Source organism: Methanococcus maripaludis (assembly GCF_002945325.1).
GTDB lineage: Archaea > AGJL01 > Methanococci > Methanococcales > Methanococcaceae > Methanococcus > Methanococcus maripaludis.
The window spans coordinates 1,094,864-1,118,446 of the sequence record NZ_CP026606.1; the positions used below are offsets into that span (position 1 = coordinate 1,094,864).

Here is a 23,583-nt window from a genome sequence, read left to right on the forward strand (position 1 = left end):
CAAAAATATCGAGTTAAAACTATCGTTATTACTTTCTCTTTTCCTACATATATCAACATTTCCATAATTTCTGTTTAAGGGCTGTTTTAAAAAATCCTTTAAAATATATTTTAGGCCAAAATCTCTTTAAAAAAGTCTTTTTAAGACATGGGTAATCACTATCAATTACTAATTTTGCTCAAATAATATCATTAATTATAAAGTATTACTTCTGAAATTATCTCGTAATGTATATATAATTTTTAAACACATAAGATAGACGTTAACCATAATGGTGGTGGTAGTTTGAAAAAATCATTAAATATCGTTGCGATGTTCGGGATTTTAATGATCCTCGCATTCAGCGGATGTGTAGACCAAAGTGCTTCTGATTCTACATCTGAAGACGCAACTCCAAAAGTATTGAAAATATTCCACGCAGGAAGTCTTGCGGTACCTTTTGGAGAATATGAAACATTATATGAAAATGAATATACTAATGTAGACGTTCAAAGAGAATCTGCAGGCAGTGTTGCTTGTGTTAGAAAAATAACTGAACTCAATAAAACAGCAGAAATTTTAGCTTCTGCAGATTACACATTAATACCTAGCATGATGATGCCAGACTATGCAGACTGGTACATAATGGTTGCGAAAAACGAAATCGTTATCGCATACACTGAAAACAGCCAGTACTACGATGAAATTACTTCAGACAACTGGTACGAAATTTTCCAAAGAGATGGGGTAAAATACGGTTTCTCAAGTCCTAATGACGACCCATGTGGTTACAGAAGCCAGATGGTTGTACAACTTGCAGAAGCAGCTTACGGAGATTCAACAATCTACGATAACTTAATGCTTGGAAATACAAACTTCGAAGTTAACGAAAATGCAGATGGAACATACTGTATTGTAAGTCCTGAATCAATTGATGTTAACGAAGCAAAAGTATTCATGAGAAGCAAAGAAGTAGACCTTTTAGGTCCTTTAGAAACTGGTGCATACGATTACTTATTTATCTACAAGAGTGTTGCAAACCAGCACAACTTGTCCTACATCGAACTCCCTGAAGATATCAACCTTGGGGATTACCAAAATGCAGATGAATATGCAAAAGCAAGCATATTCTTAACAGGTCAAAATAAAACGATTGTAGCAAAACCAATCGTTTACGGAATGACTGTACCTTCAAATGCAGAAGACTACGAAGAAGGAGTTAATTTCGTGAAAACAGTATTAGAACACCCTGAAGTGTTCGAAAATGCAGGACAACCAGTAATCAGCCCTGCAATTGCTGTTGGAGATGTTCCTGAAGAAATAAGTGACTTAGTCGTAATGGGATAATTAAAATCCCCTATTTTTTTTCGCATTTTTTAATTTTAAACATATGTGCGAAATTATTATTTCACGTTGTTTTGGTGATACTTTGAAAAAAATATTAGTGCTAGGACTTGTTGGAGTTTTACTCCTAACGTGTTTTTCGGGCTGTACTGACAATTCGGCAGATGCAGGTTCTGAAAAGATATACGATGGTAAAACATTGAGATTATGCTGTGGAGCAGGTCTGATGAAACCTATGAATGATATAATTGCTAACTTTGAAAATGAAACTGGAGCAAAAGTTCAGGTTCATTATGGTGGAAGCGCTGAATTATTCGGCGTTTTAACAACAACGGGTGAATGTGACGTATTTATTCCTGGTGCATACAAATATACCCAAGACGCAATGAACGGCGGATACATATTAAATGAAACTGTTTTAACCGTAGTTGACCACGTTCCTGTGATCGCAGTTCCTCAAGGAAATCCTAAAAATGTGCAGTCTCTTGAAGATTTGGCAAGAGATGATGTAAAAGTTGTTTTAGGGGATCCACAAGCATGTGCTATCGGAAAAACTGCTAAAAGCATATGTGAAAAGAACGGTGTATGGGAAGATGTAAATTCAAATGTTGAAGTTTTCACGCCTACTGTAAACCAGCTTTTAATATATGAAGCAACAGGGCAGGCAGATGCAACTATAATTTGGGAAGACATGGTTACATGGGCAGAATCTGAAGGAAAAATTGTAGTTATTCAAATACCTAAAGATCAAAACACCATAAAAACAATTCCAACAGCAGTTACCACAATGGCAGAAGATGTTGAAGTTGCAAAAGCTTTCAATGATTATGTAGTTTCCGAAGAATCGTTAGAAATCTGGCAGAACTGGGGTTTTAATCCATGCAACTGATTAGTTTTAAAAAAATGTCAATATTTCTGACATTTTTGTTTACCTTTTTACTATTTTTATCGATAAGTTCACTTATTTTAGTTCCAAAGTTTGAAGATGTTTTGAGTTCAATTTTTAATCCAGAAATGATTTATTCACTTAAAGTATCGTTATATTCCTCTTTAATTTCAACAGGAATTGTTTTGGGTTTTTCAATACCTACAGGCTACGCCATATCGAGGTATTCATTTCCTGGAAAAAGCATTGTAAAAGCAATACTTGATTTACCTATAGCTTTTCCTGAACTTGTACTGGGCCTTGCACTTTTACTTTTATTCGGGCAAACTTTTATCGGAGACATTTTAGAATTTTTTGGAATAAAAGTAGTATTTACTAAACTAGGAATAGTTGTAGCTCAGATTTTTACCGCACTTCCCTATGCAATAAGGATAGTATGTTCTACTTTTCAGGATATTAATCCAAGATACGAACTTGTTTCAAGAAGCCTTGGATACAGCGAGTTTGAAACTTTTAAAAATGTTACCCTGCCAATGGCAAGAAGCGGGATTTTTGCTTCATCTATAATCGCGTTTGCAAGGTGTATGGGTACGTTTGGAACGGTTTTGATGCTTGCAGGTGGAACGTACATGTACACAGAAACGCTTCCAATAACTTTGTACCTAAACATGTCATACGGTAATCTTGGAATGGCGATTTCAAGCGGAATTGTGCTTTTAATGATATCATTTATCGCGATTTTGATATTTGAGAAATACGAAGGAGGGAAATTTTGAGTTTCGTTAAAATTGAAAACTTGAATATCAATCTGGGCGAATTTAAGTTAGAAGACGTTAATTTAAGCGTTGAAAAAGGAGATTATGTAACAATAATCGGGCCAACAGGTAGTGGAAAATCTATTCTTTTAGAAACTGCACTTGGATTTTATACTCCTGAAACTGGAAAGATATTTTTGGAAGAAAAAGAGATAACAAACTTAAATCCTGAAAAAAGAGATATAAGTATAATTTATCAAGATTATGCACTGTTTCCGCACATGACGGTTTATGAAAATATTGAATACGGTCTTAAAAAACGGTTGAATGACAAAAAAGCCATAAAAGAGGAAATTCTTCAAATAACAAAAATGCTTGGAATTGATCATCTGTTAAACCGAAAACCTGAAACACTGAGTGGTGGGGAAATGCAGAGGGCATCCATTGCAAGAGGGCTTATCATAAAGCCAAAAATCCTGTTTATGGACGAACCATTCAGTGCTCTGGATGTTAAAACTAAAGAAAAGATAAGAATTCTTGTTAAAACTGCGATAAAAAAATATGGAACAACGGTACTCCATGTAACACACGATTTTGAAGATATTTGGAGTCTTGCAGATAAAGTCTTGATAATGAAGGGCGGTAGGGTTTATCAGTACGGAACTCCTGAAGAAGTATTTTCAAATCCTTCATCTGAAATTGTTGCAGATTTTGTTGGTACAAACATTTTGGATTCAAAAGTGGAAGAAATATCTGGAAATATTTCAATTTTGGATGTTTCCGGAGTAAAAATATATTCTTCAGACATTGCAAAAGTCGGCGAGAATGTAAAAGTATCAATAAGGCCCGAAAATATAATCGTTGCTTTAAAGTGTTTTGACAGCTCCGCAAAAAACGTATTCAATGGAAAAGTTACTGAAATTAAAAAAAGAGGACACTTGGTCTGGTTAACACTGGATATCGGCGGTGTTGATTTAAAAGTACTTGTTACACCAAATTCTCTTGAAGCTTTGGAAATTGAAGAAAATAAAAATTTATGTGTGATGTTTAAAGCAACAGGCGTTAAAATAATAAGATAATAATTTATTTTTTTAATTTTTCGATATGGTTTAAAACTGCAATAACACTCATTGCAACCCCTTCAACTTCGATTCCACCGACTCCTTTTACGCCATCTCCAACAAGTAATAAGTTGTTTTTAACGATTGGATTTAAGTCAGTTCCATTTGAGGCATGATTTACAGGCCAACCATTACCGTAACTTTGGATAGATATTACTTCGTAATCTTTTCCACCAAATAATGATTCAACATCATTTAAAGCAAGGTTTATCTCTTCTTTAGTATTGTTTTTTATTTGGGTTGCATGTAGCATTATTAAATTGTAGTCTTCCTTTGCCAAACTCCTGTCAACGTTTGAAGGCTGGTTTAAACCGTTAATTCTTTCACAATCTGTTGTAAATATGACACTTGCGCCATCCACGAGACTAGATTTACTTGCAACGTTTATTTTTATTCCTTTTGATGGAACCGGCTCTTTTTCAATAAATTTAATATTTGAAAGGCTTTCCGTTACTTTTGGAGATGCATTGCTGATTATTATGTCAAATGGTTCTGAATCAATAAAAGCACCATTTTCTTCAACTTCAATTTTTTCTACCGTATGATTTGTGTGGATTTTCCCGCCGTTTTTATTAATTATTTCAATAAGGCTATCTGTAACGCCCTTGCAACCACCAACCGGAATTCCTGGGCCCCCAAATTTATGGTATAATTTACTTATTTCGATAATTTCTGACATTGGGGTATCATATGCATTTAAACTTAAAGCCCAACCACTAAATGAGTTTCCAACAGCAAGGGCAAGAGGAATATCCTCTAAAAATTCACCAAATGACATATTTTTGTCGATTTTTCCAAGTTTAAGGCTTGCAGCAAGTTTTAATGCTTTTAATTTTTCTTTTGCACTAACTAATCCAAAAATGTCTTTATAAAGATGATTTTTTCCATTTATTCTAAAATAACCGTCCGGCACGGAATTTACTATTTTTACATTACTTCCTGCTCTTCGAAGGGTTTGTGCTAAATACCCGTAGTTTCCATGAGGGATCATGTGAAGGGCTCCTGTTGTCAGTTGGAATCCTTTGTAGGGAATATTTGTAAATCTACCTCCAACAAATGGAAGTTTTTCGTAAATTGTAACTGAGTGTTCTTTTGATAAAATTGCACCGCTTAATAGGCCCCCAAGGCCTGCTCCAATAATTCCAATCTTCATAAACATCACTTAAAAAAATTTAAAATAAAAATAAGTTGAAAAAATAGTAGTTAATTATCCGTACATTACGGTTAATTGTGGCATGTCGTAACTGCATTTTTCTTTCTTACCTGTGATTTTTGAGATAGCTTCTCTGAAGTCATCCATTTTGATGAATTCTCTTTCTTCTCTTATTGCAAACATACCAGCTTCAGTACATACTGCTTTTAAGTCAGCACCGACCATGTTTTCTGCAATTTTTGCAACTTCTCTTAAGTCCACACCTTTAAGGTTCATTTTTTCAGTGTGGATTTTTAAGATTTCGAGTCTTCCATCTTCATCAGGCATTGAAATTTCAATGATTCTATCAAATCTTCCAGGTCTGAGTATTGCAGGATCTAAAATGTCTGGTCTGTTTGTCGCAGCAATGATTTTTACATCGCCTCTTGAATCAAAACCATCCATTTCTGCAAGAAGCTGCATTAAAGTTCTTTGAACTTCTCTATCTCCACCGGTTAATGATTCAGTTCTTTTGCTTGCAACTGCATCGATTTCATCAATAAATATGATGCAGGGGGATTTTTCTTTTGCAAGTTTGAAAACATCTCTTACAAGTTTTGCACCTTCACCGATGAATTTTTTGACGAGTTCTGAGCCGACAACTCTAACAAATGATGCATTGGTTTCGTATGCAACAGCTTTTGCAAGGAGCGTTTTTCCAGTTCCTGGCGGACCATAGAGTAATACTCCTTTTGGTGGAACGATACCCACTTTTTCAAATAATTCTGGGTTTTTAAGTGGGAGTTCTACTACTTCTTTAATATCTCTAATCTGGTTGTTCAAACCACCGATATCTTCAAAGGAAATGTCTGGTTTTTCCTCGATTTCCATTGCCATAGCTCGGTAGTCTTTTTCTTTAGGCAATACTTCAACAATCGCTAAAGTCTGCTGGTTTAAACAAACTCTTGCTCCTGGAACAATATCCTCAGGATCTACGAATTGTGAAAGGTTTACAAGGAAGTTTGGCCCTGTAGAACTTTTAACAACAGCCTTTCTTTCATTTACTTTATCAAGTATTGTACCGAGTATGAGTGGTGGAATTCTTAATTTATCAAGTTCTCGCTTTAATATTTCATTTTCTTTTTTAATTTGTACATTCTCTCTATTAATATCTTTATTTTTTAATTCCAATCTCAATACTTTGCTTTCTAACTCTGCGATCTGAGTTTTTTCTTTAAATTCTTTTAAATCCATTTTATTTTTTTCTATATCTGTGGAATAATCATCTGGGTAACTCATGATTTACCTCCGTAATAAATATGATAAAAATAGTTCTATATAGCGCTTTCTCATTGATTTTCTTTCTCGCAAAACAGTTTTTACACCTATCGAAAACATTTTTACAACTATTATTCAATAAGGGTATATGTTTATAATTTATTTGGACTATATAAATTTATGGATATAATATATAAATAGCAAAAATAGATAATATTAAATAATTGAAGATATATTCTCTAATGAAGCATTTACCATTTGAATGCTATGTAATCAGGATAACTTGGACAAAAATATCTTTAAATTTAGTATATTAAGGTGTAGGTATGCAATGCGAACTCTGCGGAAAAGAGGTTACGAATATCATTAAAACAAGAGTAGAAGGCGTAGAAATGAATGTTTGCGAGGCTTGCGCAAAATTTGGAATGTCGCCTAAAGGATATTCTAGAAAACCAAAGGCAGTATTCAAAAATGAAACAAAACAAAAACAAGCTAAAAGACCTAGAAGAGACATGTTTGATAATTTAAAAACCCTAGTCGAAGATTACGGTTCTCTTGTAAAAGAAGCAAGGGAAAAGAAAAACATGACTTTAGAGGAACTTTCAAGAGCTGTTGGAATTAAAGAATCCCTCATTCATAAAATAGAAAGAAATGAAATCGAGCCTGAGGAAAAATACGTAAAAATCCTTGAAAAAGAACTTGGAATTTCTTTCTACGAAGAAGGAGATCTAAATTACGAAACAAGCAATGAAGATAGTGAATTTACTCTTGGAGACTTCATTAAAGTTAAAAAAAGAAAATAACTTAATAATTAATTTATCAATGTTCCTTTTACATTTTTTAAAAGGGCATTGTATATATTTCTTTTTTTATTTCCATTGAAAATTATCGTTTTAATGCCTAATTTGTAGCATTCCATTACTTTTAGATGCATTCCACCCGTTACATCTTTTTTATTTGATGGTTTCAACGATTTTAAAACATCATTGATATTTTTTGAATTAATATTCTCGATTATTTTAAACTCTGAATCCCATACTCCATCGACGTCCGATGCATGAAGGCTTAAATCAGGATTTAATTTTTTTGAAAGAAATGGAAGTGCATGATCTCCTGAAAAAATCTTGAAATTATCTGTTTTTTCATCAATTACGATATCTCCATGAATTACTGGAATCAATCCCTTATCGAGCATTTTTTCAACTGCGTTAGTGTCAAAATGTAAATTTGAATCATTATCAAAAGTAATGAATGACGAAGCTTGAATTGAAACTGCAGGAATTTCAAAGTTTTGAAGTTCTTCAATTACAATGTTGTTGAATTTACGCATTGCTTTTTGAATTTCCCAGTATCCTTTTTCCATATTTTCAAATTTTCCATCTTTAAGATATTTTTTTGCAACAGGGTGGCCAAAAGAGCCTCCACCATGAACAATAATTAGTTTAAACTCTTCGTTTTTAGATTTGTAGTATTCAATTGATTCTTTTATTTCAATCGCGATATTTTCTAAATTTTCCCAGTTTATTGAGTAAGGGATGTTTTTATCGCAGAGGATGCTCCCGCCTAGTTTTAAGATTGCAAACATGGATATACACCAAAAAAAAGATTATTGGGGGTTTTCTGTAAAATAAGGTAGCGTTTCATTTGTAGTTATTAAAATAGGTTTATCAATTTCTTTTAATCTTTCAAATAAAAGTTCTTTTCCAGAATTTGAAAGTGCAAAAATTGGAACTCCGCTTCCAGCCTGCGCTTTTATATTAAATGATTTTGATTTTAAAAGGTTTTTCGATGCACATGCTGAAATTAAGTCGATATATTGTAGATATTCATCATAATCTGAAAGACCAATTCCTGTCGTATGAACTCCAAAAGTTATGATTTTTACATCATTCTTTTCCAACTTTTTTATTTCTAAAGCATCTTTTAAATTGGAAACTGAAACTCCGATTTTTTTGTAGCCCAGTTTAATTGCAAGTTCTACTCCCTTAATCTGATTAATCAAAGCATCATCTTTTGACAAAACTATTCCGTTAGCTTCTTCAATTTTTTCGATTACTTCTTTTATTGGGGTAGTCTGAATAATTCCAGAAATCCTTCCGCAAAGTCCTTGAACGAGTTTCGGGTTATTTGTAATAACAGTTCCAGCACAGTCACTTACAACAACAACAGCATCTAAAAATCCTTTTTTTAAAGCACTCATAAAAATTTCAGAGGTTCCAAATCCAACAAAGGGCGAATCATCTAAAACAACCCTGTTTTTTGTAAACAAACCAAAACTTTCAATCCGAAATTCAACGTTTTTCTGGATTGATTCTTTGTTAATTTCGTTAATTCCTCGATGTTTTGCAAAAAGTGGGCAAAAAGAGATAATAGGATCGCTAACATCGACTATTTTTCCATTTTTTACGGTAACTTTCGCGTTTCCGAGAACTTCCATTACGTGGATATCATCAGTCAATTAAGCCACCATTCTTAAGTTATTTATTCTTCTTCAATTTTGGGAGTTTCTTCTTTTACCATTCTTTCGATTGTGGTATTTGAAGGGACTGCTAAAACTTTGGTTTCACAGAGTCTTACTATTTTTCCGCCAGTTTTTCCAACTTTTTCTTTTAAACTGGATAAAATTTTTGCGTAGTCGTCATCAAGATCTCTTTCAAGGTTGATCGTGTTTGCAATAACTAAATAACCTGCTTCAGTTAAAACAGCTATATCTGTTGCATCTTTGAAGTCTTCTAAATCGCAAACTTTAATTTTTATAGTTTCGAGTCCTTCGTAGCCTTTTACTGGGAGTTCTACGTATTCTTCAATAGGTACAGGACTGCTTGTTTTTAATGAATCGCCTGAAATCATTTTTTTGATTTTTTTGAACAACACAGATCACCTTCTCAATATTTCTATGATTGTACTTAGTAATTCCCCGATACCTTCGTACGTGTTTGAGGATGTGAAAAAAACCTTGTTTTCCAATCTCCCCTCAACATACTTTCGCAGATCTTCTCGTTTGGAATTTTCTATCAAGTCACATTTATTAATAACTACTATAATAGGTTTTCGATATCGGAATTTCAATAAGTGGTGCAGTTTTTCGAAACTTTTGAATAAGTCAGTACTTCCATCGATTATGTGGATTATCAAGTCCGAGTCATCAATTTCTTCATAAGTTTTTTCAAGAACGCTGCCGACCATAACAACCGATCTATTTTCGCCTGCGTAGAGTCCGCCCAAATCTACAAACGTGATTTTTGCAAAATCCGGATTAATTTTTTGTTTCCCTATCTTAATTTTGCCCCAGAACTTTTTTACGGGCATTTTGGTGGTTCCACCAACTTCTGAAACTTCTGAAATGTTTTTTCCGAAAATGGAATTTACTAACGACGATTTTCCAGAATTTTCCGGGCCAACAAGTGCTATTTTAAACTGGTGTTCTTCCATTTTTATCCCAAAGTTTGTTAATTATAAAGTATAATAAAACATAATATTTAATGTATAACAATTTTTAGGGATAACATGAAACTCGCGGTAGTTTTTGATGCATCGGGCACTCTTGTAAGCATAAGAAGAATTATCAAAAATGTGATTACTCAGAAGTTTTTATGCAACTGCCAGACAGTTGATATTGTAGATCAGAAAGAAGGAAGAAGCCTCGTAATTTTAAAAGAAAATCCCCTTGAAGTATTAGATAATGAAAACCCCGACATTTTAATTTCAAGTTTTTTAAATGGTGTAAACTGGGGAATTTCTTACTGCAACCCTCCAATTGACAAATCTGGAATTTTTAAGGACAATGAAACAAAATTAAAAGAACTTCAGGACCCTTTAACAGTTTTAAAAAGATTTGATATTGAAACAGATTATGGTTCAGCAATTATTGCAGATACAATCTCGGGTAGGATAGAATATACGGTTGCAACAGGGGGTTGTATTTTCCCAGAAGTTTCAAAAACAATTCAGGCCCTCGAAAATATGGGTGCATCTGTCTTTATTGCATCGGGAGACAGCAGAAAATTCATAGAACGGCTTGGAAATATTGTTGGAGTTCAAAATAAGTGTTTAATGCCTGAAGCCCACCATAAATTAAAAAGAGACCTTATTTTAAATTTAAAACAGGAAGGATATACTGTAGTAATGGTTGGGGATGCATCAAACGATATTTTAGCAATGGAAGAAAGCGATTTATCAGTTATAACTCTTCAAAACGGAAATGTATCAAAAAAAGCTCTCGAAACAGCACAGGTAAAAATTGAAAATATCTCAGAAATAGTTGATATAGTTAAAAATTACATGAATGAAAAAAAATAATTTAATTAGAATGTTGTTACATTTCCGCTTACAATTCTTTCAGTTACTTCTGAAATATTGTCGAGCCATTTTTGTGCAACTTCTTTAGCTTTAGGGCTTAATTCTTCTAATTCAAATCCATTTTCAGGAATCATTTCGATATCGAGGATTTTTGGTTCAGTAACTGGTTTTCCAATCTGGCTTAAAATCCTGATTTGGCATTCTCTTACGCCTTCAATTTTAGCAACATCTTCTGCGATAATGTTTGACAAGATGTTGTAAATTTTACCGATGTGGTTAATTGGGTTTTTACCGCTTGTAGCTTCCATACTCATAGGTCTGAATGGTGTGATAAGTCCGTTTGCTCTGTTTCCTCTTCCTACTGAACCATCGTCACCCATTTCTGCGGAAGTTCCGGTAACAGTTAAGAAAATACAGTCTTCATCATCGTCTGCAGTGTTAATGCATACTTCTAATTCGTGACCGTCTAAGTATTTTTTAGCGTTTTCTTCAACTTTTGCTTTTGCAAGTTCTTTAACATTCACGTAATCTGCACATGAGTTTACATATTTATCGACAGCAGCCATAGCAATGGTTAAAGTGATTTTTTTACCTTCTCTAAGTCCCATAACTTTGATGTCTTCACCAACTGCAGGGATTTCTGCTTTTAAAGCATCGCTGTTTAATAATTTTTCAGTTTCTAAAACGATTTTTTCAGTGGTACTTAATGGAGCGTGGCCTACACCAAATGAAGTATCGTTTGCATGGGGAATTTCAGTTCTTTTCCTATCAAATACTTCAACTAAATCAACTGAACCCTGTCCAATTCTACAGTCAACAACAACGTCTTTTTCAAGGTCCATGTTTCTTAAAGCTTTTTTCAGGTAGTCTCTTGCAGCATTTACTGCGGTTGTATTAACAGGCAATTTAATAATTTTGCCGGTTTCTTTGTCTAAAACTTCCATTGTAGCTCTTCCTGAGAGCAAGATGTAAATTGGGCTTACCATACATCCTCCACCGAGTTCGAGGTATGCGTATCCTCCAACAAGCTCAACCTGGTCAGTGTTGTGGTGTAAAACTACGCCCATCTTTTCTTTGTACATTTTGCACAATGCAACGCTTACACTTTCTGCAATACCATCGCAAATACTGTCGGGGTGGCCTATTCCCTTCCTTTCTACGATTTCTACAGGAATTTCATCAATTGGTGTTCTTTCCAATCTTTTAACAACGATATTTGCCAATAAAATCACCGTTTAAATTTATGGTACTCTCGATAAAAATACTAAAAGCATAATTGAATTTATATTATTTAAATCTTCCTTTTTTAAAATAACACAAAAATTCAAGTAATATATGTAGATTTTTTGATTTTATCTATTTTTAATCAGTTTTTCAATCTTTTCAAGCTTTTTAACAATTTCTAGGGAATTATCCCCGAGAATTGTTAAATTGGGTTTTTTTTCTTCAAAATATAGAATATCCGAAAAGTTTTCATCGAAAAGAGTTCTGGATCTGTTCTGAATTAATTCTTCTTTTAATGACGAAATAGGGTCATTTAAAAGTTTCATCGGACATATTGAAAGTTTTGAGTTTTCCAATTTACTTTTAATCGATTCATCACTTTTTAAAGAAATGCAGGATCTTATTTTTGGATTAAATTCTTTTAATTTTAATAATAAATCTGAATTAGTATTTGAAATTCCAAAGTTGATATCTCCGTTATTTTTGACTGTTGCAATATCTAAATACGTTTCTGGTAAAAGAATACTTTCTGAAATTATAAAATTAGGATCAGCTAACGAAATGTCTATATTTTTAAGTAAATTAAATGCATAGGCTAAATTTTTTTCAACAGATTCTTTATCAATACTTGTTGGATTTGAATTGTATCCAAATTTTGTTTTTTCCGCGTAGATTACTGATCCTAACACAAATTCTTTTGCAGATACTATTGAATCTTTAACAGTCATTCCAGTGGATAAAAAACAGGTGATTGCAGAAGAATATGTGCAACCCGTTCCGTGAACTTCTTTTTCAACGTATTTTCCAGTTATTTCGATATTTTTATTATTAATTTTTAAAACATCTGTTTTTCCGGTTACAAGTACATTAATATCATTTAAATTGGATTTGGACGTTTCAAACATTTTTTCAATGATTTCAAACTCTTTTAAATTTGGAGTTATCAAAAAGCACTCTTTAAAAAATTCGAAATACTTTTTATTTAAAAAATCATCAGAAAATTCGAAATCTGTGGTTGATTTTAAAACAGGATCACAAATTATGTTAAAACCATACTTTTCTTTAAATTCCAAAATAATATCAATTGAATCAATGGTTAAAACTCCTGTTTTAACCCAATTTACGTCAAAATCTTCAAAAATTGCATCAAATTGTGCTTTTATCTCTTCTTTTGATAGATCTTTTTTTAAAAAAACTTTATTATTATTTTGGGGGATAATTGATGTTATTATTGAAAGAGGATTTTTTTGGAGTTCTTTTATCGTTTTTACATCTGCAACGATTCCTGCACCGCCTGTTGGATCAAAACCTCCAACTGTCAAGATATTCATGAAAATCACCTAAAAAGAAATTGGAGTGTATTCCCTTTTTATTACCGGAACTTCCGAAACACAGTCGCTGTTTATTGAATTTAGTATAAATCCATCCATTGTTTTTAAATAAACAAGTAAACATCCTTTAATTGTAACATTTACGTTTGGTGCAACTTTTTTGATTTTTTCAACCAATAACAATAAATCTTTTATTTTTCCAACGTTTTCAAGATTTCCAACGTTTTCAAGTTCTTCCAAATTTTCAGGATGAATTACGAGCTGGTGAACCATCATTTCGGAAACTCCAATTTCATTTAACATTTCACCAAGTTTTATTAATTCTTCATCATTAAACCCGGGAATATATATCGATCTTACGATTGTATGGAAATATTTTGAAGAGAGTTTTATATTTTCTAAAACTTTTTCAAAAGTATCGTCTTTTACAAGTTTTTCATGCGTTTTTTTGTTTGAAGCACTTAAACTGATCATTACTAAGTCCAAACCAAGGTCCTTAAATTCTTTTAAAAGATCTTCGTTTAAGATTACTCCATTGGTCTGTAAATCGCACCGCAACCCTTTAGATTTTACATATTTAATTGCATTTTTTACTTTTTTTGGATACATCAGTGGTTCGCCATACTGGCTTATGGTAACTGCTTTAAATTTGCTTAAATCTCCGTATAACCCTGGTTTTACACTAGTTAAATTAGAATAACAGAATATACAGTCATGATTACATTTTTGCGTTATTTCGATAGTCGGGTGGTGATGAGGGTCTTCATTTTTCAGATCCATTCCTTCGCAACCAATACAGTGTTTTATAACTCTTAAATCACTTACAATATTTTCTAAACGGTCACAAATCTCATTTCTTAACGTTATTTTCAAAATTTCACCGGATTATTTCGAAAGATATTTATTTTTCAATTTTTAAAATTTATTCTGCATATAATAATATATAGATAAAAGGTAGTTGTGTATAGATCTAACACAAATAAAAACATTTATATATTACGGATGTTTATAGTTGTGTGTAAAGTATACACAAGTAGGTATAATGGACTGGTGATATAGATGGAAATTCAAAAAATTAAAGAACTCGGAAAAAAACTTCAAGACCTTTTAGCTCTAGAAAAACCTGCAACAGCAGTTAAACTTGTAAAATCAAAAGAAGAAATTCCAGAAGGCTATGCTGAAATAGAAACTCCTGTAAGGCACTGTGAAATGATTCAAAATGCAAGAACTGAAGGTAAAAAGTTCTACGCAACAGTCGAAAAACAAGCATGTAAAGGTGGAGCATACGCGATTGGAATTTTACAAAATCCTCCTGAAGCATTGAAAAGCGGTGTTTTGTACCACAACTTAGGAAACTTCCCAACCGAAGAAGCTGCAATTAAAACAGTTCAGGCAATTCCAAGGGTTAAAGAAGCAATTTACGCTGGAGTTTATGCACCATTAAACGATGCAGACTTTGAACCTGACAGCATTGTAGTTTTAGTAACTCCAAAACAGGGTTTAAGACTTACTCAAGCACTTAATTATGCAGCAGGTGGAAGATTCCAGGCAGACTTTGCAGGAATTCAATCTTTATGTGCTGATGCAGTAGCTGCTGTAAAAACAAGAGGTGTAGCAAACGCAACACTCGGATGCAACGGTTCAAGAGCTTATGCACATATTAAAGACGATGAGCTTGTATTTGCATTCCCACTTTCAGATTTGGAAAACGTAATTGGTGCACTTGAATACTTCAAGGAAAAATGGAATTAAAATTAAATAATTAATTTTGATTTCTGATATTTTTTCTTGCAAGTGAAGCAAAAATTCCGAATAAACAAAGAATGGCAGAAACTTTAAATGATGCAGTTATCCCTTGAAGGAATAGCGGACTGAATTCTGCGGAAATTGGGTTATTTCCAACATAAAATGCGATCAATACAGTTATTATTGCCATACTGGTCATCTGACCCAAAATCCTTACAGTTGCAAGCATTGCAGAAGCAACTCCTGCAAATTTCCTTTCAACTGAACTCATTATTGCATTCGTGTTTGGGGAGCTAAAAAGTGCAAATCCAAATCCGAGAAGCATTAAATTTAATATTATCTGATAAATACTCGTATCTAACTTAATAAATGAAAATAGCACTAATCCGCTACAGGTAATTCCCATTCCAAGGGATGCTAAAATCCTAGGTTCAATTTTATCGGATAATTTTCCGGTAATTGGTGAAAATATTGCCTGTACAAGGGGCTGTGCTAAAAGGATTATTCCTGCATCTTGGGCAGAAAATCCTCTCAAACTTTGAAGATAAAAACTGATCAAAAATGCCACTGCATAAGTTGCACCGTAATTTAACAGTGCAGCAAGGTTCGACATTGAAAATGCAAGATTTTTCGTAATGAGTTTGATGTTCAGAATTGGATTTTCTGTTTTATGCTCTCTATGGATAAATATAGATCCAAAAAGCAATGACACGAGTATAAAAATAGATCCTCCTGAACTAAAGGTAATAAATCCATATACTAAGAATACAAGTGAAATTATGTATGTAATCGAGCCGAAATAGTCAAATGTTTCGCCTTTTGCGTCACACCACTCGTTTAAAACGAATTTCTTGGCAATAATGTATGTTAAAATTCCAATAATTCCTGAAAATAAAAATATACTTCTCCATCCAAAATAATGGGTCAAAATTCCTCCGAGGAATGGCCCTAAACTAAGACCAATGTAAACTGTGGCAATATTAATTCCAAGGGCTTTTCCTCTTTCGTTTAAGGGGTAAAATGAGGTTAATATTGCAATAGCAGTTCCAAATATCATGGCACTACCTATTCCTTGAAGTATCCGAAGTAAAATCAAATGAGTGATTGATCCGGAAAATATCCCCATTAACGAGGATAATCCAAAAATTAACAGTCCATTTAATAAAATTCGTTTCCTACCAATAATATCTGCAATTCTTCCAAAGGGGAGTAAAAGTGCAGAACTTGCAAGTAGGAATGAAGTTACAAGCCAGCTTAAAAGGATAGTATCGGCTGAAAATTCTGTTCCAATACTTGGAAGAGCAAGATTCAATGCAGTGCTCATAAAAGGAGTTAAAAATGATGATATCGCGGCAACAACTGCCACAATGGATTTTTCATTTTTCATGTGAATCGCCAAATATATATTGTCCTAATTCTATAATCTATTTAAGCAAATAAAAAAACTTATCGGGTGAATTTATGGTAAAAATTGAAGTATTTACATCACCAATGTGTCCACACTGTCCAGCAGCTAAAAGAATAGTTGATGAAGTTGCAAAAGAGATTGAGGGAATTGAAGTTGTACATATCAATGTAATGGAACACCCTGAAAAGGCTGCTGAACTTGGAATCATGGCAGTTCCTACCGTTGCAATAAACGGGGAAGTTAAGTTTGTTGGAGCCCCAACAAAAGATGCATTAATTGCAGAACTTAAAAAATAACTCATTTTATATTTTATTTAATATTAATTCACTTTTAAAAATCAGGAAGGATTGAAAACACATAAAGAATGGTTGTGTACAATAATGACATATCTACAAATTATGGTGTAATCATGATAAAAGAGATAAACGTAAAATCACTCAGAAGTCCCGCAATGCTCGTTGAAAAAGTAATCGAGAACACGAAAGGCGGAATTTTGTTGATCGAAACCGATGGGGATTCCCAAATCAAAGAAATTTCCGAATTAATTAAAAAAATGGGTTATAAAATGGAAGTTGACGGAACAAACGTTAAAGTAAGCATTGGAGAAATTGAAGCTACAAAATCCATAAATGTTGTTGGTGCAAGCTGTCCTGGACCAATTTTAATGGTTGGTGAAGTTTTAGAACGGATGGCTGTTGGGGAAATACTCGAAATTGTTGCAGGAGCAAATGCATTCACCGATCTTACTGAAGGACTGAAAAGCATGGGAAATGACATACTTTCAGCAGAAAAGACGGATGATGGAAATTACAAGATTTTAATTAAAAAAGAAGAAAAGAAAAAAGAACTTGGGGTTTCAGTTGATATCGATGAGGTATTTATTATCAACATGACTGGAACAGGAAATGCAGAAAAAGCATACGCAACGTTCATGATGACGGAAGTTGCCCAGAATATGAAATTAAAGCCAACTATCTTTTTAATGTTTGACGGGGCAAGTCTTGCATTGAAAGGAGAATGTGACAAGGTAAAACACCCTGCATTCCCAAAACTTGGCGATAAATTACGGGCCGCGTTAAAATCAGGAGTTAAAATTTACGTATGCGAAATGAGCTCCGAATTCAGGGGCGTTGATAAAAAACTTGAAGATGGAATCGAAATTGCAGGAGCACCTACATTCTTTAGATTTCTTTCAAAACCAAATGCAAGGCCAGTATGGTTATAATTAAGGTGAAAATATGTCAAATGAAATAATGCTTGTATCTTTAGCTTTAATTTTTGGTTCAATGCTTTCTGGATTTGCAACATTTAGAATGAGCGGAATGAGATTAATGCCTCACTTTATAGCTTTAATTTTGGCATTTATACTCACTATTGGAACGTTCTTAACTTCAAATACGATAGTATTTTACTTGGCAATCTTATTCCAGATTTTAGCGCCAATAACCGTTTGCGGAACCATTTGTAACATTATAAAGACCCAGTACCAAACTACGGGAATATATTCGTCCCACCTCGCATTAATGGGCATGATGATCGTACTTGCAATTGGAAACTTATTAATGTAATTTGCAGTACATTTTATATTTTAAAATAACTCTCTAAATTTTATTTTTTTAGAGTTTCAAAAAAGAAAAAAATTAAAAGATCAGTAGTGCCTGATAATTGGCCTGTTTTAAAATAATCACTGGTTAAAATAACCTTCTTGTTCAAGTTCGAGGATTATATCATTAATTTTTGATTTAAGTTCTTTATTGTTTTTATTAACTGCAATTCCTGAGTAAATGGTTGCAATTGGTTCATTTAAACATTTTATGCCTGAATTTTGAACAGTATCAAAGTTATTTTTTTCGCTTATTATTGCATCGACATTTCCGCTCTCTAATGCATCATATAATTCATCATGGGTGGCATATCTGCAAACTTGAAAATCAATGCTTTTTAAAAGTTCAGATGATTTATCATCATCGATAGTTCCTGCTGTTACACCAACTTTCTGTCCTACGATATCTGTTAATTTTTCAATGTCGCTGTCTTTAGGTATCACAAGAATTATGTCAGTTTTTGAATAGGCCCTGCTAAACGAAACGATTTTTTCTCTTTCAGGAGTTACTGCAAGATCAGATATTGCGCAGTCAACTTCATTATTTGCCACAGCATTTAAAAGATCGGAAAACCTGTATTCTTTGTATTCCACTTTCAAATCCATTCTTTTTGCAATTTCTGAAATTAAATCAACTTCATAACCTTTTAATTCGCCATTTTCTTCGTAAACTGCTGGTGGTACGTATTTAAACACTCCTACAGTCAATACTCCCTCTTTCAATGTAGTTGGATTAGAATCAGATGAAATACATGCGCACGAGGTTATTACCAAAAGGACTGAAAATATGACCATTTTTTTCATGAGCTTCCCCTTAGAAATTATCAAAATACAAAAAGATTAAAATTAACATTATAGATGCCATTTAATAAATATTTAGGGGACAATATTTTATTTTTATATTGTGACCGGTAATTTAGATATTGGTTTTGGAAAAATGGTTATTGAAATTTGGTGAAATTTTAATGTTAATAAAAACTTTACAAAAAACGGATATTGATTTATTTTATTTAGTAAATTCGGGAGTTACAAACCCCTTTTTTGATTTTTTGACTATTTTTATAAGTGACACAGTATACATTTCGATTTTGTTGATTTCTTATCTTTCATTTAAAAATGATAAAAAAGTGTTAATCCAAGTTTTATTTGCAATGTTTCTTTTATCCATTCTAGTATTTGCTGTAAAATATGGAGTAAGCGAGCCAAGACCTTACGAAATGATTGAAGGAGTAATTCTTTTAAAAAATATGGGAACACAGCCATCATTCCCAAGCGGGCATACAACGCTTGCATTTGGATTTTGGATAATTTTTACAAGAAATATTAAAAATTCAAAAATAATAAGTTCAAAAAAAGCATTTGAAATAATGTTAATGCTTTTATGGGCATTTTTAGTTGCATTTAGCAGGGTTTACGTTGGAGTGCATTATCCACACGACGTGCTTGGAGGAATGGTTCTTGGAATAATATTTGGCTATATTTTTGTTAGGTTTTCAGAAAAAATTATTAAATAAGTTTATTGGTTCATAAACTTTGAATTACTTCTTTCAATAAATTTTTCGCAGATTTCTTCTGGATTTCCATCCATTAAGAGTTTTCCTTCATCAATTAATATTGCACGGTCACTTATCTCTTTTATTAACTCAACGTGGTGGCTTATTAGTATAATCGTGGTTCCAACGGTATCATTTATCTTTTTGAGATAATTTGAGACTTCTCTGAGTGTTAAAGGGTCGAGATCTCCAAATGGCTCATCTAACAATAATATATCTGGTTCTAATGCCAACTGGAGCGCCATTGCAACTCTTACTTTTTCCCCACCACTTAATTCTGTTGGTTTTTTGTTTAAAGTTTCTTTATTTAAGTCTAGTGCATCTAAAAGGTCATTAGCATCGTATTCAACTTGTTTTGCCGGGAAAAGCTGTCTTACAACCATTTCAGAAATTCCGATTTTATCAAGCTTGTTTCTCATTTCAGTTTCTGGAAGGTCTAAAAGCTGGTAGAGCCCATCAACCATTTTTGGAGAAATTCCAAGTTCAGCAGCTTTTAATTTTGCACTTTCAACGGTTTCAATACTTTTTACACCGAGTCTATATTTTAAAAGTTCATTTACTGTTAAGTAATGTGCAAGGGAAAATTCTTGGTGCATAATTCCGATTTTTCGTCGTAAATTCATCCGATTCCATCCGAAATCTTTTAAATCGATTCCTTCGAGTTTAACTACTCCTTTGTCAGGTGCTTCAAGTCCTGCAAGAAGTCTGAGAATTACGGATTTTCCGGTTCCACTTGGGCCGAGGATTGATAAAATCTCTTTTTCTTTAACTTCAAAAGAAATATCTTTTAAATTGAGTGTTTCTCCGCCGTTTACAACATAATATCTTTTAGACGCATCTTCAACTTCTACAATTGTTTTTTCAGTTGGTTTAGACGTTCTATCATACGTTTCAACCATATCTTTTAAAAATTCGTCAACTACGTTTTGCGGAGTATCCCTCATTACTATTTTTCCGTTTTCAATTAAAATGCAGGATTTACATAAGTATTTATGAATTTCTGGAAGGTGTGAAGTTACAATTATCGTAACGCCCAATTTTTCGTTTATATTTTTTAAAACATCTAAAAGAATCTGTTTTGAAGCAGGGCATGCCATTGTTGCAGGTTCATCAAGTAAAAGTACTCCGTCACCGCCTTTTGCGTAAATTTTTGCAAGTTGCCGTCCTAAAATTAGTCTTTGTTTTTCCCCGCCACTTAAAATATTTGAGTAAGCATCTTTTTTATGTTCTAATCCGACTAATTTTAAAATTTCCGTAGCATCTTTCCTATATTCTTCCATTTCTTCTTCTAAAGGGAGTCCTTCGTCTGAATCAGTTCTAACTGCGTAGAGTTTTCTGATAATATTATATATTGCAGGTTCTGCCCACAAAGCAAAATTTCTCTGAAGGTGAATTGCAGTAATTTCTCTTAAATTTTCAGTTTTTCCACAAACTTCGATTTTTCCTTCGTCAAAACTTTCAACTCCTCGAAGTATCTTTATCAGTGTTGTTTTTCCAGCACCTGATTTTCCGATAATGCCCAATATATCTCCTTTTTTAACGTCAAAACTAACGTTATCAAGAGCAACCTTTTCTCCATACCGTTTTGTTAAATTCTCGACTGTTACGGCCATAATTTCACCAAAATTATCATGAACATAAATGTACCATAATCTATATATATTTAGTTTTTTAAAGGTATTTATCATTATAATTAATGATAGATTAAGAGGATTTTTAAATTTAGCATTTTAAATCGAGTTTTTTGGTCCCTAACGGTGGTAATATGGATTTACAACTTGCTTCCTTTATAACTGCAGGTATTTTAATTGTTATTGGGTTATATGGGACTTTCTTTGTTGACAATGTTCTGAAAAAAATTATCGCACTTTCTGCGCTTGGAAATGGCGTAAATTTGACACTGATTGCAATAGGATACACTGGCGGAATAGTTCCTATTAAAGCACCAGAAATGGAATTTGCACTGTTTTCAACTCTTGCAAGCTATCCACTTCCACAAGCGCTTGTTCTTACAAATATCGTTATTGAGGCCTCAATGCTTGCGATAATGCTCGGACTTTCAATAGTGTTCTACAAAAAATACAAAACATTAAAATCTTCAGAAATATTGAAAGAAGATTAACGATTTAATTCAAACGGTGAGCTCAATGAACTTACTTCCCCTGATTGTAGTTTTTCCTATGTTCGTGGCCATCATATTCAATTATCTTAACGGGAAAGATAAACTAATCAGGCCAATGACACTTATTATGGCTATTCTATTGTTAGCACTTCCATTTATTGGATCGTATGGAATTTATAACTTCGGAGCCCACGGTTTAGAAAATGGGCTTATTTCAGGAATATCTTACTTTTATACTCCAGTGAAACAGCTTATTATCACCGTTATAATGTTAATCGGATCTTTAGTGTTGATAACCGGACTCGGAGAAAAAAAGTCAAGCGGTCTTTTTGTAGCTTTAATGTTAATGGGGTTAGCGAGTGTTTCAGCAGTAGTTATGGCAGATGACCTCTTTAATATCTATGTATTTTACGAAATAGCTGCAATTGCACAAACTGGACTTGTTATCGCATCAGGTACCGAAAAAGCGTATAGATCTGCTTTTAGATATTTAATACTTGGTAATTTTGCAGGTTCAATTCTTTTACTTGGGGTTTCAATGCTTTTGGCGGCAACTGGAACTTTAAATATCACAGATATGCACAATTTCCTTTTAAACAATCCAGCAACTCCAACGATATATGGTGGGCTTTTAATGCTTATTATCGGGCTCTGTTACGGTAGCGGTCTTCCACCGTTCCACACGGTAAAAGCAGATATTTACGCAAGAGCAAAACCTTATATTGCTGCAATGCTCCAGACATACTCAAAATTCGTACTGGTTGCATTATTGCTTGTAATTTTCAAGTTATTTGGTGGACTTTCTTATTTTGCAAGTGCACACGGAGTTTTAATCGGACTTTCCGTTTTAGGGATGGTTTTCGGAGTTGTAATGGCGCTTTTACAAACTGACTATAAAAAACTGCTTGCATACCACGCGATAAGTCAGGGTGGCTATGTTGCAGCAGGGATTGCACTTGGAACTCCGTTAGGAATTGTTGCAGGAATATTTCACGCAATAAACCACGTCATCTATAAAAGCGCGCTGTTTTTAGGTGCCCACATAGTTGAAAGAAGAAATGCAGGAAATTTAAACAAACTTGGTGGTCTTCTTCCAGTAATTCCAGCAACTGCATTCATGGTTTTATGCGCAAAACTTGCAATCAGCGGTGTACCTCCATTCAACGGATTCCAGAGTAAATTATTGTTAGCAGAAGCTGCAATGAATGTAAATATGCCTGAACTTGCAATAATTATGATTCTTGTGAGTATCGGAACGTTTGTATCAATGATGAAGGCATTTTACTTAATTTACTTAAAGCCTTGCAGTCAGGAACAGCTTGAAGAATACAAAAAAGCAAAACCTTCAAAATACGCGGTATTTTCACTTGCGGTTTTAACATTTTTGTGCATACTTTTAGGTATATTCCCAAACCTTGCAACAGACATAATTTATCCATTTGCAAACGAAATTGGAAGGGTATGGACTTTATAGTCTAATTTGGTGATAAAATGACTTACGGCGATTTCAAAAAAGAAATGGACGAACAAAACCACGGAGACGGAATTTCTGTTGGTGCAGTTTTAACAGCTGAATTTACGCTTTACGGATTTTTAATCCTGTCTTTATTTTTAATTTTTAGGGTATATGGAAATCTTTTGATGGTGCTGATTGGACTCTCAGTAATCGGTTTAGCGTACTCCTGGATGCCATTAATATTCAAATTTCAAAAAGAAAATTCAAACGATGTAAATAACCAGCTTTTCTGGCTTTCGATGTTTTCAGGAATTCTGACGATGGTTATTTACTTTGCCAGATAAGG

General features: G+C 33.4%; 26 protein-coding genes. 14 read left to right on the forward strand and 12 right to left on the reverse strand.

What is annotated here, in order from left to right:
• Window positions 1-327: 327 nt before the first annotated feature.
• From wtpA to MMJJ_RS05900, 4 genes are all read left to right on the forward strand, one after another.
• The gene (gene wtpA / locus MMJJ_RS05885; protein ID WP_244901571.1) at window positions 328-1,326 is read left to right on the forward strand and encodes a tungstate ABC transporter substrate-binding protein WtpA; all 999 of its coding nucleotides are present in this window, start codon (window positions 328-330) and stop codon (window positions 1,324-1,326) included.
• Between the two features lie 82 nt (window positions 1,327-1,408).
• A complete protein-coding gene (gene modA / locus MMJJ_RS05890) occupies window positions 1,409-2,212 on the forward strand; it encodes a molybdate ABC transporter substrate-binding protein (RefSeq protein WP_104838060.1) in 804 nt (267 codons plus the stop codon).
• On the forward strand, window positions 2,203-2,985 hold the full coding sequence (locus MMJJ_RS05895) for an ABC transporter permease (RefSeq protein ID WP_104838061.1): 783 nt from the start codon (window positions 2,203-2,205) through the stop codon (window positions 2,983-2,985). The genes modA and MMJJ_RS05895 overlap by 10 nt, the downstream gene beginning before the upstream one ends.
• A complete protein-coding gene (locus MMJJ_RS05900) occupies window positions 2,982-4,043 on the forward strand; it encodes an ATP-binding cassette domain-containing protein (protein WP_104838062.1) in 1,062 nt (353 codons plus the stop codon). Before MMJJ_RS05895 ends, MMJJ_RS05900 begins: the two co-directional genes overlap by 4 nt.
• Window positions 4,044-4,047: 4 nt before the next feature.
• Here the strand turns inward: MMJJ_RS05900 and MMJJ_RS05905 are convergent, their stop codons facing one another.
• Both MMJJ_RS05905 and MMJJ_RS05910 read right to left on the reverse strand, forming a co-directional pair.
• Window positions 4,048-5,238, reverse strand: a complete 1,191-nt coding sequence (locus tag MMJJ_RS05905; protein ID WP_104838063.1) for an NAD(P)-binding protein — start codon at window positions 5,236-5,238, stop codon at window positions 4,048-4,050.
• Between the two features lie 54 nt (window positions 5,239-5,292).
• Complete coding sequence (locus MMJJ_RS05910) at window positions 5,293-6,516, reverse strand: proteasome-activating nucleotidase (RefSeq protein WP_011171591.1); 1,224 nt, start codon at window positions 6,514-6,516, stop codon at window positions 5,293-5,295.
• A gap of 305 nt (window positions 6,517-6,821) precedes the next feature.
• Between MMJJ_RS05910 and MMJJ_RS05915 the strand changes: the two genes are divergently transcribed.
• The gene (locus MMJJ_RS05915; RefSeq protein WP_104838064.1) at window positions 6,822-7,298 is read left to right on the forward strand and encodes a multiprotein bridging factor aMBF1; all 477 of its coding nucleotides are present in this window, start codon (window positions 6,822-6,824) and stop codon (window positions 7,296-7,298) included.
• Between the two features lie 8 nt (window positions 7,299-7,306).
• On the opposite strand, the gene MMJJ_RS05920 is transcribed toward MMJJ_RS05915, so the two are convergent.
• The 4 genes from MMJJ_RS05920 to MMJJ_RS05935 are packed head-to-tail and all read right to left on the reverse strand — an operon-like array spanning window position 7,307 to window position 9,927.
• Window positions 7,307-8,080: an isopentenyl phosphate kinase gene (locus MMJJ_RS05920; RefSeq protein ID WP_104838065.1), complete on the reverse strand. Its 774-nt coding sequence runs from the start codon at window positions 8,078-8,080 to the stop codon at window positions 7,307-7,309.
• 21 nt (window positions 8,081-8,101) lie between these two features.
• On the reverse strand, window positions 8,102-8,953 hold the full coding sequence (locus MMJJ_RS05925) for a methanogenesis marker 8 protein (protein WP_104838066.1): 852 nt from the start codon (window positions 8,951-8,953) through the stop codon (window positions 8,102-8,104).
• 23 nt (window positions 8,954-8,976) lie between these two features.
• The gene (locus tag MMJJ_RS05930; RefSeq protein ID WP_011171587.1) at window positions 8,977-9,366 is read right to left on the reverse strand and encodes a cell division protein SepF; all 390 of its coding nucleotides are present in this window, start codon (window positions 9,364-9,366) and stop codon (window positions 8,977-8,979) included.
• 6 nt (window positions 9,367-9,372) lie between these two features.
• On the reverse strand, window positions 9,373-9,927 hold the full coding sequence (locus MMJJ_RS05935; protein ID WP_013999934.1) for an Era-like GTP-binding protein: 555 nt from the start codon (window positions 9,925-9,927) through the stop codon (window positions 9,373-9,375).
• 75 nt (window positions 9,928-10,002) lie between these two features.
• Between MMJJ_RS05935 and MMJJ_RS05940 the strand changes: the two genes are divergently transcribed.
• Window positions 10,003-10,794: an HAD family hydrolase gene (locus MMJJ_RS05940; protein WP_104838067.1), complete on the forward strand. Its 792-nt coding sequence runs from the start codon at window positions 10,003-10,005 to the stop codon at window positions 10,792-10,794.
• A 5-nt stretch (window positions 10,795-10,799) separates the two neighbouring features.
• On the opposite strand, the gene MMJJ_RS05945 is transcribed toward MMJJ_RS05940, so the two are convergent.
• The 3 genes from MMJJ_RS05945 to MMJJ_RS05955 form a co-directional block, all read right to left on the reverse strand.
• On the reverse strand, window positions 10,800-12,017 hold the full coding sequence (locus tag MMJJ_RS05945) for a methionine adenosyltransferase (RefSeq protein ID WP_104838068.1): 1,218 nt from the start codon (window positions 12,015-12,017) through the stop codon (window positions 10,800-10,802).
• A gap of 129 nt (window positions 12,018-12,146) precedes the next feature.
• On the reverse strand, window positions 12,147-13,349 hold the full coding sequence (locus MMJJ_RS05950) for a bifunctional hydroxymethylpyrimidine kinase/phosphomethylpyrimidine kinase (RefSeq protein WP_104838069.1): 1,203 nt from the start codon (window positions 13,347-13,349) through the stop codon (window positions 12,147-12,149).
• Between the two features lie 9 nt (window positions 13,350-13,358).
• The gene (locus MMJJ_RS05955) at window positions 13,359-14,222 is read right to left on the reverse strand and encodes a radical SAM protein (protein ID WP_104838070.1); all 864 of its coding nucleotides are present in this window, start codon (window positions 14,220-14,222) and stop codon (window positions 13,359-13,361) included.
• A gap of 186 nt (window positions 14,223-14,408) precedes the next feature.
• On the opposite strand from MMJJ_RS05955, the gene MMJJ_RS05960 reads away from it, so the two are divergent.
• Window positions 14,409-15,101, forward strand: a complete 693-nt coding sequence (locus MMJJ_RS05960) for a DUF169 domain-containing protein (RefSeq protein WP_011171581.1) — start codon at window positions 14,409-14,411, stop codon at window positions 15,099-15,101.
• A gap of 10 nt (window positions 15,102-15,111) precedes the next feature.
• On the opposite strand, the gene MMJJ_RS05965 is transcribed toward MMJJ_RS05960, so the two are convergent.
• Window positions 15,112-16,482, reverse strand: coding sequence for an MFS transporter (locus tag MMJJ_RS05965; protein WP_104838071.1), 1,371 nt, complete (start codon window positions 16,480-16,482; stop codon window positions 15,112-15,114).
• A 74-nt stretch (window positions 16,483-16,556) separates the two neighbouring features.
• On the opposite strand from MMJJ_RS05965, the gene MMJJ_RS05970 reads away from it, so the two are divergent.
• The 3 genes from MMJJ_RS05970 (at window position 16,557) to MMJJ_RS05980 (ending at window position 18,071) form a co-directional block, all read left to right on the forward strand.
• Window positions 16,557-16,799: an MJ0307 family thioredoxin gene (locus MMJJ_RS05970; RefSeq protein ID WP_011171579.1), complete on the forward strand. Its 243-nt coding sequence runs from the start codon at window positions 16,557-16,559 to the stop codon at window positions 16,797-16,799.
• A gap of 113 nt (window positions 16,800-16,912) precedes the next feature.
• Window positions 16,913-17,728, forward strand: a complete 816-nt coding sequence (locus tag MMJJ_RS05975; protein ID WP_104838072.1) for a sulfurtransferase TusA family protein — start codon at window positions 16,913-16,915, stop codon at window positions 17,726-17,728.
• A 13-nt stretch (window positions 17,729-17,741) separates the two neighbouring features.
• A complete protein-coding gene (locus tag MMJJ_RS05980; RefSeq protein WP_013999926.1) occupies window positions 17,742-18,071 on the forward strand; it encodes a DUF5400 domain-containing protein in 330 nt (109 codons plus the stop codon).
• A gap of 116 nt (window positions 18,072-18,187) precedes the next feature.
• Here MMJJ_RS05980 and MMJJ_RS05985 read toward each other — a convergent pair whose 3' ends face one another.
• Complete coding sequence (locus MMJJ_RS05985; protein ID WP_104838073.1) at window positions 18,188-18,910, reverse strand: ABC transporter substrate-binding protein; 723 nt, start codon at window positions 18,908-18,910, stop codon at window positions 18,188-18,190.
• A gap of 161 nt (window positions 18,911-19,071) precedes the next feature.
• Between MMJJ_RS05985 and MMJJ_RS05990 the strand changes: the two genes are divergently transcribed.
• Window positions 19,072-19,620, forward strand: a complete 549-nt coding sequence (locus MMJJ_RS05990; RefSeq protein ID WP_104838074.1) for a phosphatase PAP2 family protein — start codon at window positions 19,072-19,074, stop codon at window positions 19,618-19,620.
• Window positions 19,621-19,622: 2 nt separating this feature from the next.
• Here the strand turns inward: MMJJ_RS05990 and MMJJ_RS05995 are convergent, their stop codons facing one another.
• Entirely contained in the window at window positions 19,623-21,272 is a 1,650-nt protein-coding gene (locus tag MMJJ_RS05995; RefSeq protein WP_104838075.1) for an ATP-binding cassette domain-containing protein, read from the reverse strand.
• Window positions 21,273-21,424: 152 nt separating this feature from the next.
• Between MMJJ_RS05995 and MMJJ_RS06000 the strand changes: the two genes are divergently transcribed.
• The 3 genes from MMJJ_RS06000 to MMJJ_RS06010 are packed head-to-tail and all read left to right on the forward strand — an operon-like array spanning window position 21,425 to window position 23,581.
• The gene (locus MMJJ_RS06000; RefSeq protein WP_011171573.1) at window positions 21,425-21,781 is read left to right on the forward strand and encodes a cation:proton antiporter subunit C; all 357 of its coding nucleotides are present in this window, start codon (window positions 21,425-21,427) and stop codon (window positions 21,779-21,781) included.
• A 25-nt stretch (window positions 21,782-21,806) separates the two neighbouring features.
• Window positions 21,807-23,255 carry an energy conserving hydrogenase EhbF gene (gene ehbF / locus MMJJ_RS06005; RefSeq protein ID WP_104838076.1) on the forward strand — a complete coding sequence of 483 codons (1,449 nt, stop codon included), beginning with the start codon at window positions 21,807-21,809 and terminating at the stop codon, window positions 23,253-23,255.
• Window positions 23,256-23,272: 17 nt separating this feature from the next.
• Window positions 23,273-23,581: a hypothetical protein gene (locus MMJJ_RS06010; RefSeq protein WP_011977258.1), complete on the forward strand. Its 309-nt coding sequence runs from the start codon at window positions 23,273-23,275 to the stop codon at window positions 23,579-23,581.
• Window positions 23,582-23,583 lie beyond the last annotated feature (2 nt).

What these genes read in the sequence shown, in the direction of transcription:
- wtpA (WP_244901571.1), top strand. Translation starts at nt 328, where the DNA reads ATGATCCTCGCATTCAGCGGATGTGTAGACCAAAGTGCTTCTGATTCT.
- MMJJ_RS05895 (WP_104838061.1), top strand. Translation starts at nt 2,203, where the DNA reads ATGCAACTGATTAGTTTTAAAAAAATGTCAATATTTCTGACATTTTTG.
- MMJJ_RS05905 (WP_104838063.1), bottom strand. Translation starts at nt 5,238, where the DNA reads ATGAAGATTGGAATTATTGGAGCAGGCCTTGGGGGCCTATTAAGCGGT.
- MMJJ_RS05910 (WP_011171591.1), bottom strand. Translation starts at nt 6,516, where the DNA reads ATGAGTTACCCAGATGATTATTCCACAGATATAGAAAAAAATAAAATG.
- MMJJ_RS05915 (WP_104838064.1), top strand. Translation starts at nt 6,822, where the DNA reads ATGCAATGCGAACTCTGCGGAAAAGAGGTTACGAATATCATTAAAACA.
- MMJJ_RS05920 (WP_104838065.1), bottom strand. Translation starts at nt 8,080, where the DNA reads ATGTTTGCAATCTTAAAACTAGGCGGGAGCATCCTCTGCGATAAAAAC.
- MMJJ_RS05935 (WP_013999934.1), bottom strand. Translation starts at nt 9,927, where the DNA reads ATGGAAGAACACCAGTTTAAAATAGCACTTGTTGGCCCGGAAAATTCT.
- MMJJ_RS05940 (WP_104838067.1), top strand. Translation starts at nt 10,003, where the DNA reads ATGAAACTCGCGGTAGTTTTTGATGCATCGGGCACTCTTGTAAGCATA.
- MMJJ_RS05950 (WP_104838069.1), bottom strand. Translation starts at nt 13,349, where the DNA reads ATGAATATCTTGACAGTTGGAGGTTTTGATCCAACAGGCGGTGCAGGA.
- MMJJ_RS05960 (WP_011171581.1), top strand. Translation starts at nt 14,409, where the DNA reads ATGGAAATTCAAAAAATTAAAGAACTCGGAAAAAAACTTCAAGACCTT.
- MMJJ_RS05965 (WP_104838071.1), bottom strand. Translation starts at nt 16,482, where the DNA reads ATGAAAAATGAAAAATCCATTGTGGCAGTTGTTGCCGCGATATCATCA.
- MMJJ_RS05970 (WP_011171579.1), top strand. Translation starts at nt 16,557, where the DNA reads ATGGTAAAAATTGAAGTATTTACATCACCAATGTGTCCACACTGTCCA.
- MMJJ_RS05975 (WP_104838072.1), top strand. Translation starts at nt 16,913, where the DNA reads ATGATAAAAGAGATAAACGTAAAATCACTCAGAAGTCCCGCAATGCTC.
- MMJJ_RS05980 (WP_013999926.1), top strand. Translation starts at nt 17,742, where the DNA reads ATGTCAAATGAAATAATGCTTGTATCTTTAGCTTTAATTTTTGGTTCA.
- MMJJ_RS05985 (WP_104838073.1), bottom strand. Translation starts at nt 18,910, where the DNA reads ATGAAAAAAATGGTCATATTTTCAGTCCTTTTGGTAATAACCTCGTGC.
- MMJJ_RS05990 (WP_104838074.1), top strand. Translation starts at nt 19,072, where the DNA reads ATGTTAATAAAAACTTTACAAAAAACGGATATTGATTTATTTTATTTA.
- MMJJ_RS05995 (WP_104838075.1), bottom strand. Translation starts at nt 21,272, where the DNA reads ATGGCCGTAACAGTCGAGAATTTAACAAAACGGTATGGAGAAAAGGTT.
- MMJJ_RS06000 (WP_011171573.1), top strand. Translation starts at nt 21,425, where the DNA reads ATGGATTTACAACTTGCTTCCTTTATAACTGCAGGTATTTTAATTGTT.
- ehbF (WP_104838076.1), top strand. Translation starts at nt 21,807, where the DNA reads ATGAACTTACTTCCCCTGATTGTAGTTTTTCCTATGTTCGTGGCCATC.
- MMJJ_RS06010 (WP_011977258.1), top strand. Translation starts at nt 23,273, where the DNA reads ATGACTTACGGCGATTTCAAAAAAGAAATGGACGAACAAAACCACGGA.